Here is an 11,189-nt window from a genome sequence, read left to right as displayed (position 1 = left end):
ATCCAGCGCCAACGGTGAATATCTGCCTTCTCGGGGATGACAAGGCCATTGGGGCACCGGGCAGTAAGGTTCTGGTGGTGAGTCAGTGTGGATTCCCGCCTTCGCGGGAATGACGAGAATGAAGCCGGGAATGACGAGAATGAAGCCGGGAATGACGAGAATGAAGCCGGGAATGATGGAAGTCAACTCGTTCCCACGCTCCGGCGTGGGAATGCATATCTCCCCTGAAAGCCAGATACTACCACTTGAGATAACATATGGGCACCCACGCCCGCGACTTACAGGGCCTAAAAACATGGGAGCCAGAGTTTTGTGATGCCATCGAAGAAAATCGGGCTGTTCAGGTTCAGCCAACTTATTGGAATACAGGAAATGAGCTGGTAGCGGGCTTGAGCCGACTAATTCCAATGCATGCAGCGAATCCCCAAACAACATCGTCACTAGCAGAAGCAGTGATCGGACCATCGAGCAGGCAGCTTTGTTTTGTTGTGAGCGTCTCATAGATCCAGGCTAATAAAATCAGCTTCTGTGAATCCATTCGCTAGTGGAAAAAATTCGCACGTCATCCGGCCTAGGCCTGATGATTCACGTTTGCGCTAGATTTTATAGCACCGCACTGGTGAGCTTTCCATAAACGGATTTGGCAGACAGTTTGTTTTTAGAAGCTTTATCAGACGACACAAGTCTTTTTAGAAAATACTCCCACACCCATCAAGCAACTCCAGTTCCTGACAACTCTGATAAACATCAGGATCAACATCGGATAATAAAGGGTCTTGCTTTTTTAACTGTTCTATCTTACTGCACGCCCGTTGCCGCCATTCTTCCAGTATGCAGTTATCGGTATCGATTCTGGCTTTTTTAAGGAGGGTCACTGTATGCATAAGCTCCATTTCGCTCTCATACTCCTCCAGTAAATTCAGTATTTCGGTGCCAAAAATTTCTGTCTGGTTGAGCTTTAACCATAAACTGCCAAACGCCTGTTTTTGTGGTTCCAATTCATTCTCTGGCTGACATGCTTCAGCTTGCCTGGATTGAACGTTATCCAGTTTCTGCCATTGATCTGCAGTCAAATAATAGTGTTCAGATATCCCGGTGATTTTCAAAACAGTCCTGAACTGTTCCTCTGACCAGTTGCTGATGGCCATTTTTTCATCCTGTATTTCCAGCTGTGGCATTGGAAATCGGTAGTTTTGAACTCCGTCACCTGGCACCTCAACCTCAAGCCACTGCCCTTTGACGGTAAAAGACATCTCATTGAGGTTCTGCATCAACACAGAGATATAGCTCAGGGCCAACTGTTCTCCTGATTGGATAAGTCCGGAGACAGGTATCTCAACATGGTTGTTGTCGGTCGTTTGCATCCCGGACAAAAAGTGATCGGGGATATCGTGATCCCAGGGTAGAAGACTATGGGTTTTGAGCAGCGCTTCAAACAGTATCTGGATGCCTTCTTTGGTGATGTCATGGGTTTTTAGTTGCAGGCAGGCTTCAAGCAGCTTGTTTAACCAATGGGAAGAATGCTCTTTGCTGAGTTTTTGCAGGGCGCTCAACGAGGGAAACAGATCGAATACAGCCCGGGCATGGCTGGCATCCAGAAAACGCAGCTGATCATCTTTTGTTAAGGGTTGCAGAATTTCCAGATAGAGCCCTTGCATATATTCGAGTTTCAGCACTCCTGACAATGGTTGCAACAGGGCTGAGTAATGCTCCCATAGTCTTTTATCCGGCAATGACTTCAGCCGCTTGACAAAATAGACAAAACGCTCCCTGTCTTCATCGGAAGAACACAGGAACATTGCTCTATTTAACACGCGCAAAGGCACGGCTTTCATTGAATGACGCCACAAAAAATGCCGATCCTGTTGATTAGCCTGAAGGTAGCGTTTGACACTTTTCCCTCCAGAAGAAGATAAAAGCCCTATCAATGATTCCAGCATCAGAACCGTTTTAGTCTCTTTATGCAATTGGCAGAACTGTTTTAAAACCGTCCATGTTAGTGACCAGTCTGGCTTAGGGGTGGAAAGATAAAGAGCGACTGTTTTTATCTGGCGATTGTATTTATCATCTCCTTCATTATCCGGGTTGCTGTGTTCTCCGGTAAGTTCTGTAAGCAGTAACTGTTTCAGTTGTGTTTCCCGGTGTTGCAGCAGCTTGATAGCAGGTAGCCCTGCTGATGCCCAGAGCCTGGACATGATTTGCAGTAGCCTGTGATTGGGTGCCCCCCGGCAACCTATCCAGTCCAGCACTTTTTTCACAGGCTCATGTTTGGGCAAGCCTTGGCTATGATTCATGGACGAGAAAACGCGGAACAGCTTTATATTGAGCTCGCCACCCTTGTGTTTCCATTCAGGCCAACCCAACATCTCTTTCACTTCCTTTTGTTTGAGCACCCCTTTGCCATGATGCATAGATGAGAAGGCGCGGAACAGCTCCATACTGAACTCGCCATCCTTGTCTTTCCATTCCGGCCAGCCCAGCACCTCTTTCACTTCCTCTTGTTTGAGCATGCCTTTACCATTGTTCATGGATGAGAAGGAGCGGAACAGCTCCATATTGAACTCGCCATTCTTGTCTTTCCATTCCGGCCAGCCCAGCACCTCTTTCACTTGCTCATGTTTGAGCATGCCCTTGCTGCTATTCATGGACGAGAAGGCGCGGAACAGCTCCATATTGAACTCGCCATCCTTGTCTTTCCATTCCGGCCAGCCCAGCACCTCTTTCACTTCCTCATGTTTGAGCATGCCTTTGCCACTATTCATGGATGAGAAGGAGCGGAACAGCTCCATACTGAACTCGCCATCCTTGTCTTTCCATTCCGGCCAGCCCAGCACCTCTTTCACTTCCTCATGTTTGAGCATGCCTTTGCCACTGATTCATAGATGAGAAGGCGCGGAACAGCTCCATACTGAACTCGCCATCCTTGTCTTTCCATTCCGGCCAGCCCAGCACCTCTTTCACTTCCTCATGTTTGATCATGCCTTTGCCATTGTTCATGGACGAGAAGGATCGGAACAACTTCGTATTAAACTCGCCATCCTTGTCTTTCCATTCCGGCCAGCCCAGCACCTCTTTCACTTCCTCTTGTTTGAGCATGCCTTTGCCATTATTCATGGATGAGAAGGAGCGGAACAGCTCCATACTGAACTCGCCATCCTTGTCTTTCCATTCCGGCCAGCCCAGCACCTCTTTCACTTCCTCTTGTTTGAGCATGCCTTTGCCATTATTCATGGATGAGAAGGCGCGGAACAGCTCCATACTGAACTCGCCATCCTTGTCTTTCCATTCCGGCCAGCCCAGCACCTCTTTCACTTCCTCATGTTTGAGCATGCCTTTCTGACTATTCATGGATGAGAAGGAGCGGAACAGCTCCATATTGAACTCGCCATCCTTGTCTTTCCATTCCGGCCAGCCCAGCACCTCTTTCACTTCCTCATGTTTGAGCATGCCTTTGCCACTGTTCATGGATGAGAAGGCGCGGAACAGCTCCATACTGAACTCGCCATCCTTGTCTTTCCATTCCGGCCAGCCCAGCACCTCTTTCACTTCCTCATGTTTGAGCATGCCTTTGCCATTATTCATGGACGAGAAGGAGCGGAACAGCTCCATACTGAACTCGCCATCCTTGTCTTTCCATTCCGGCCAGCCCAGCACCTCTTTCACTTCCTCTTGTTTGAGCATGCCTTTGCCATTATTCATGGATGAGAAGGAGCGGAACAGCTCCATACTGAACTCGCCATCCTTGTCTTTCCATTCCGGCCAGCCCAGCACCTCTTTCACTTCCTCATGTTTGAGCATGCCTTTGCCATTGTTCATGGATGAGAAGGAGCGGAACAGCTCCATACTGAACTCGCCATCCTTGTCTTTCCATTCCGGCCAGCCCAGCACCTCTTTCACTTGCTCATGTTTGAGCATGCCTTTGCCATGATTCATAGATGAGAAGGCGCGGAACAGCTCCATACTGAACTCGCCATCCTTGTCTTTCCATTCCGGCCAGCCCAGCACCTCTTTCACTTGCTCATGTTTGAGGATGCCTTTGCCATTATTCATAGATGAGAAGGCGCGGAACAGCTCCATATTGAACTCGCCATCCTTGTCCTTCCATTCCGGCCAGCCCAGCACCTCTTTCACTTGCTCATGTTTGAGCATGCCTTTGCCATTATTCATTGACGAGAAGGATCGGAACAACTTCGTATTAAACTCGCCATCCCTGTCTTTCCATTCTGGCCAGCCCAGTATTGCTTTCACTTGCTCATGTGTGGGCACGCCTTTGCCATTATTCATGGACGAGAAGGAATTCAATACATCCAAACTTGCTAAATATTCGAGTTCACTCAGGCTACGTTCTGCGAAACTACGGATATGTTTTTTGCTATTACCCAGCATGCCGGTCAGCATGCCTGTATTTTTGAAGTTTTCAGAAAGGTGCCCAAAAAAGGCGGCGGCATTATCGAAGAAACCATTAAAAGACTTTCTATCTACAAAACCAAGCAGCTTATAAAAAGTGTTTTTTACAGTGATGTTTTTTTTCTTGAATACCGCCACCAGGGTTTGCACTTTTTTCAGCTCTTCCTGACTTAATTCGTACTTGATATTTGCTTTTATTTTTTCCAATGGGTCATCGGGGATCTGAGTGTCTGCCGGTTTCTTTTTTTTGGCCGCTGGTTCAGCAACAGCTGTTGAATTATTTCTCTTTCTACCCGGGCCCTTCTTTTTTTTCGGAGCGGGTTCTGGTGAATCCGGTTCTGCTTCTTCCCGGATTCGTCTTACCCTTTTGTTACCTTGAATGCCCGACAGGCACTTGTTGCACAACAACGCTGAAGCTGCTGTCTGATTTGCTACACGTCCTAATTCCTGTGGATTCAATGCCTTGTCACACTTCGAACAAGCGACAAGCGAATTTCCGGTATTCTGCTCAGCTGAGGGTTTCTGTGGGTCATCGCCTCCACGACCATTGGCGCCTGTCGAACCGGTTCTTCTGTTACGGGCAGCAGATCCGCTTGTCTGGCCGGTCTGACCTGTTGTTGCGGTCGTTGATGCTTTGGTCGTTCGGGAGGATGAATTCTTTTTCCCGTTACCCGTCTGTCGGCCAGAATATTTGCCAGAAACCATCTCACGGTAAACTCTGAGTTCCTGACCATTCTCTGCCAGCCATGTCTGAACCAGCCCCGGTTGAATCGTGCCAGGGTCTGACCTTTCCAGATCAAGAAGATCGGCTTCAATCACCATGATCCGGTCTGACAAAATCCGGGCCAGCGTGGTCTGGCCTGTCATAATCGCCCATAGTCGTTTGATTTGTAATATTATAAGCAGTTGCTTTTTTTGCTGCAGACAAGTTTGGACAGGATCAGGAATAAGGGTAAGGTCAGGTTGGCGCTCTGGTTCAGGACTCCCGCTGTTTCCGTCAGGTCGCTTATTGCCATCATCTCCACCGGCGGTGCCCCCGGCGATCAACGCATTGGAAGTGTTCTCCAGAACTTCAGGGGGCACGTAAAACTCCAACAACTCGTTCCCACGCTCCGGAGGGTGTCGCAAAACTCCAACAGCTCGTTCGGATGCTCTGAGGTCGTCATTCCCGCGAAGGCGGGAATCCAGCGCCAACGGTGAATATCTGCCTTCTCGGGGATGACAAGGCCATTGGGGCACCGGGCAGTAAGGTTCTGGTGGTGAGTCAGTGTGGATTCCCGCCTTCGCGGGAATGACGAGAATGAAGCCGGGAATGACGAGAATGAAGCCGGGAATGATGGAAGTCAACTCGTTCCCACGCTCCGGCGTGGGAATGCATATCTCCCCTGAAAGCCAGATACTACCACTTGAGATAACATATGGGCACCCACGCCCGCGACTTACAGGGCCTAAAAGCATGGGAGCCAGAGTTTTGTGACACCCTCGAAGAAAATCGGGCTGTTCAGGTTCAGCCAACTTATTGGAATACAGGAAATGAGCTGGTAGCGGGCTTGAGCCGACTAATTCCAATGCATGCAGCGAATCCCCAAACAACATCGTCACTAGCAGAAGCAGTGATCGGACCATCGAGCAGGCAGCTTTGTTTTGTTGTGAGCGTCTCATAGATCCAGGCTAATAAAATCAGCTTCTGTGAATCCATTCGCTAGTGGAAAAAATTCGTACGTCATCCGGCTTAGGCCTGATGATTCACGTTTGCGCTAGATTTTATAGCACCGCACTGGCAAGCTTGCCATGAACGGAGTTGACAGACAGTTGATTTTTAGAAGCTTTATAAGACGACACAAGTCTTTTTAGAAAATACTCCCACACCCATCAAGCAACTCCAGTTCCTGACAACCCTGATAAACATCAGGATCAACATCGGATAATAAAGGGTCTTGCTTTTTTAACTGTTCTATTTTACTGCACGCCCGTTGCCGCCATTCTTCCAGTATGCAGTTATCGGTATCGATTTTGGCTTTTTTAAGGAGGGTCACTGTATGCATAAGCTCCATTTCGCTCTCGTACTCCTCCAGTAAATTCAGTATTTCGGTGCCAAAAATTTCTGTCTGGTTGAGCTTTAACCATAAACTGCCAAACGCCTGTTTTTGTGGTTCCAATTCATTCTCTGCCTGACATGCTTCAGCTTGCCTGGATTGAACGTTATCCAGTTTCTGCCATTGATCTGCGGTCAAATAATAGTGTTCAGATATCCCGGTGATTTTCAAAACAGTCTTGAACTGTTCCTCTGACCAGTTGCTGATGGCCATTTTTTCATCCTGTATTTCCAGCTGTGGCATTGGAAAGCGGTAGTTTTGAACTCCGTCACCTGGCACCTCAACCTCAAGCCACTGCCCTTTGACGGTAAAAGACATCTTATTGAGGTTCTGCATCAACACAGCGATATAGCTCAGGGCCAACTGTTCTCCTGATTGGATAAGTCCGGAGACAGGTATCTCAACATGGTTGTTGTCGGTCGTTTGCATCCCGGACAAAAAGTGATCGGGGATATCGTGATCCCAGGGTAGAAGACTATGGGTTTTGAGCAGCGCTTCAAACAGTATCTGGATGCCTTCTTTGGTGATGTCATGGGTTTTTAGTTGCAGGCAGGCTTCAAGCAGCTTGTTTAACCAATGGGAAGAATGCTCTTTGCTGAGTTTTTGCAGGGCGCTCAACGAGGGAAACAGATCGAATACAGCCCGGGCATGGCTGGCATCCAGAAAACGCAGCTGATCATCTTTTGTTAAGGGTTGCAGGATTTCCAGATAGAGCCTTTGCATATAGTCGAGTTTCAGCACCGCCGACAATGGTTGCAACAGGGCTGAGTACTGCTCCCATAGTCTTTTATCCGGCAATGACTTCAGCCGCTTGACAAAAAAGACAAAACGCTCCCTGTCTTCATCGCAAGAACACAGAAAGATTGCTCTATTTAACACGCGCAAAGGCACGGCTTTCATTGAATGACGCCACAAAAAATGCCGATCCTGTTGATTAGCCTGAAGGTAACGTTTGACACTTTTTCCTCCAGAAGAAGATAAAAGCCCTATCAATGATTCCAGCATCAGAAGCGTTTTAGTCTCTTTATGCAATTGGCAGAACTGTTTTAAAACCGTCCATTTTAGCGACCAGTCTGGCTTAGGGGTGGAAAGATAAAGAGCGACTGTTTTTATCTGGCGATTGTATTTATCATCTCCTTCATTATCCGGGTTGCTGTGTTCTCCGGTAAGTTCTGTAAGCAGTAACTGTTTCAGTTGTGTTTCCCGGTGTTGCAGCACCTTGATAGCAGGTAGCCCTGCTGATGCCCAGAGCCTGGTCATAATTTGCAGTAGCCTATGATTGGGTGCCCGCCGGTAACCTATCCAGCCCAGCACTTTTTTCACAGGCTCATGTTTGGGCAAGCCTTGGCCATGATTCATGGACGAGAAAACGCGGAACAACTTCATATTGAACTCGCCATCCTTGTGTTTCCATTCCGGCCAGCCGAGCACCTCTTTCACTTCCTTTTGTTTGAGCATGCCTTTGCCACTGTTCATGGACGAGAAGGAGCGGAACAGCTCCATATTGAACTCGCCATCCTTGTCTTTCCATTCCGGCCAGCCCAACACCTCTTTCACTTCCTTATGTTTGAGCATGCCTTTGCCACTATTCATGGACGAGAAGGCGCGGAACAGCTCCATATTGAACTCGCCATCCTTGTCTTTCCATTCCGGCCAGCCCAGCACCTCTCTCACTTCCTCATGTTTGAGCATGCCCTTGCAGCTATTCATGGATGAGAAGGCGCGGAACAGCTCCATATTGAACTCGCCATCCTTGTCTTTCCATTCCGGCCAGCCCAGCACCTCTTTCACTTCCTTTTGTTTGAGCATGCCTTTGCCATGATTCATAGATGAGAAGGCGCGGAACAGCTCCATACTGAACTCGCCATCCTTGTCTTTCCATTCCGGCCAGCCCAGCACCTCTTTCACTTCCTCTTGTTTGAGCATGCCTTTGCCATTGTTCATGGATGAGAAGGAGCGGAACAGCTCCATATTGAACTCGCCATCCTTGTCTTTCCATTCCGGCCAGCCCAGCACCTCTTTCACTTCCTCTTGTTTGAGCATGCCTTTGCCATGATTCATAGATGAGAAGGAGCGGAACAGCTCCATACTGAACTCGCCATCCTTGTCTTTCCATTCCGGCCAGCCCAGCACCTCTTTCACTTCCTCATGTTTAATCATGCCCTTGCTGCTATTCATGGACGAGAAGGCACGGAACAGCTCCATATTGAACTCGCCATCCTTGTCTTTCCATTCCGGCCAGCCCAGCACCTCTTTCACTTGCTCATGTTTGAGCATGCCTTTGCCATTATTCATGGATGAGAAGGAGCGGAACAGCTCCATACTGAACTCGCCATCCTTGTCTTTCCATTCCGGCCAGCCCAGCACCTCTTTCACTTGCTCATGTTTGAGCATGCCTTTGCCATTGTTCATTGACGAGAAGGCACGGAACAGCTCCATACTGAACTCGCCATCCTTGTCTTTCCATTCCGGCCAGCCCAGCACCTCTTTCACTTGCTCATGTTTGAGCATGCCTCTTCTACTATTCATGGATGAGAAGGCGCGGAACAGCTCCATACTGAACTCGCCATCCTTGTCCTGCCATTCCGGCCAGCCCAGCACCTCTTTCACTTCCTCATGTCTGGGCAGGCCCTGACCATGATTCATGGACGAGAAGGCGCGGAACAGCTCCGTATTGAATTCGGCATTCTCATCTTTCCATTCTGGCCAGCCCAGGATTGCTTTCACTTCCTTGTGTGTGGGCACGCCTTTGTTATTATTCATGGACGAGAAGGAAGTCAAGAGATCCAAACTTGCTAAATATTCGAGTTCACTCTGGCTACTTTCGGCAAAACTACGGATATGTTTTTTTCTATTATGTAGCATGCCGGTCAGCATGCCTGTATTTTTGAAGTTTTCAGAAAGGTGCCCAAAAAAAGCGGTGGCATTATCGAAAAAGCCATTAAAAGAATCTCTATCTACGAAACCAAGCAGCTTATAAAAAGTGTTTTTTACAGTGATGTTTTTTTCCTTGAATACCTCTATCAGGGTTTGCGCTTTTTCCAGCTCTTCCTGACTTAATTCGTACTTGATATTTGCTTTTATTTTTTCCAGTGGGTCATCGGAGATCTGGGTGTCTGGCGGTTTCTTTTTTTTGGCCGGTGGTTCAGCAACAGCTGTTGAACTATTTCTCTTTCTACCCGGGCCCTTCTTTTTTTTCGGAGCGGGTTCTGATGAATCCGGTTCTGCTTCTTCCCGGATTCGTCTTACCCTTTTGTTACCTTGAATGCCCGACAGGCACTTGTTGCACAACAACGCTGAAGCTGCTGTCTGATTTGCTACACGTCCTAATTCCTGTGGATTCAATGCCTTGTCACACTTCGAACAAGCGACAACCGAATGTCCGGTATTCTGCTCAGCTGAGGGTTTCTGTGGGTCATCGCCTCCACGACCATTGGCGCTTGTCGAACCGGTTCCCCTGTTACGGGCAGCAGATCCGCTTGTCTGGCCGGTCTGACCTGTTGTCGCGGTCGTTGATGCTTTGGTCGTTCGGGAGGATGAATTCTTTTTCCCGTTACCCGTCTGTCGGCCAGAATATTTGCCAGAAACCATCTCACGGTAAACTCTGAGTTCCTGACCATTCTCTGCCAGCCATGTCTGAACCAGCCCCGGTTGCATCGTGCCAGGGTCTGACCTTTCCAGATCAAGAAGATCGGCTTCAATCACCATGATCCGGTCTGACAAAATCCGGGACAGGGTGGTCTGGCCTGCCATAATCGCCCATAGTCGTTTGATTTGTAATATTACAAGTAGTTGCTTTTTTTGCTGCAGACAAGTTTGGACAGGATCAGGAATAAGGGTAAGGTCAGGTTGGCGCTCTGGTTCAGGACTCCCGCTGTTTCCGTCAGGTGGCTTATTGCCATCATCTCCACCGGCGGTGCCCCCGGCGATCAACGCATTGGAAGTGTTCTCCAGAACTTCAGGGGGCACGTAAAACTCCAACAACTCGTTCCCACGCTCCGGAGGGTGTCGCAAAACTCCAACAGCTCGTTCGGATGCTCTGAGGTCGTCATTCCCGCGAAGGCGGGAATCCAGCGCCAACGGTGAATATCTGCCTTCTCGGGGATGACAAGGCCATTGGGGCACCGGGCAGTAAGGTTCTGGTGGTGAGTCAGTGTGGATTCCCGCCTTCGCGGGAATGACGAGAATGAAGCCGGGAATGACGAGAATGAAGCCGGGAATGACGAGAATGAAGCCGGGAATGATGGAAGTCAACTCGTTCCCACGCTCCGGCGTGGGAATGCATATCTCCCCTGAAAGCCAGATACTACCACTTGAGATAACATATGGGCACCCACGCCCGCGACTTACAGGGCCTAAAAGCATGGGAGCCAGAGTTTTGTGATGCCATCGAAGAAAATCGGGCTGTTCAGGTTCAGCCAACTTATTGGAATACAGGAAATGAGCTGGTAGCGGGCTTGAGCCGACTAATTCCAATGCATGCAGCGAATCCCCAAACAACATCGTCACTAGCAGAAGCAGTGATCGGACCATCGAGCAGGCAGCTTTGTTTTGTTGTGAGCGTCTCATAGATCCAGGCTAATAAAATCAGCTTCTGTGAATCCATTCGCTAGTGGAAAAAATTCGTACGTCATCCGGCTTAGGCCTGATGATTGACGTTTGCGCTAGATTTTATAGCACCGCACT

General features: G+C 48.7%; 4 protein-coding genes. All 4 read right to left on the bottom strand.

The window, feature by feature from the left end; all coding sequences use genetic code 11:
- On the bottom strand, nucleotides 1-186 hold a 186-nt coding region (locus ACO6V5_RS25210), incomplete at its 3' end, for a hypothetical protein (protein ID WP_422492190.1).
- 503 nt (nucleotides 187-689) lie between these two features.
- A complete protein-coding gene (locus ACO6V5_RS25205; RefSeq protein ID WP_422492189.1) occupies nucleotides 690-2,861 on the bottom strand; it encodes a hypothetical protein in 2,172 nt (723 codons plus the stop codon).
- On the bottom strand, nucleotides 2,848-5,754 hold the full coding sequence (locus tag ACO6V5_RS25200) for a hypothetical protein (protein WP_422492188.1): 2,907 nt from the start codon (nucleotides 5,752-5,754) through the stop codon (nucleotides 2,848-2,850). Before ACO6V5_RS25200 ends, ACO6V5_RS25205 begins: the two co-directional genes overlap by 14 nt.
- A 503-nt stretch (nucleotides 5,755-6,257) precedes the next feature.
- On the bottom strand, nucleotides 6,258-10,757 hold the full coding sequence (locus tag ACO6V5_RS25195) for a hypothetical protein (RefSeq protein WP_422492187.1): 4,500 nt from the start codon (nucleotides 10,755-10,757) through the stop codon (nucleotides 6,258-6,260).
- Nucleotides 10,758-11,189 lie beyond the last annotated feature (432 nt).

The organism is Endozoicomonas sp. ALD068 (assembly GCF_049310145.1).
Lineage (GTDB): Bacteria > Pseudomonadota > Gammaproteobacteria > Pseudomonadales > Endozoicomonadaceae > Endozoicomonas_A.
Note: the sequence above shows the minus strand (reverse complement) of the source record. Positions and strands in the feature narration are given on the sequence as shown.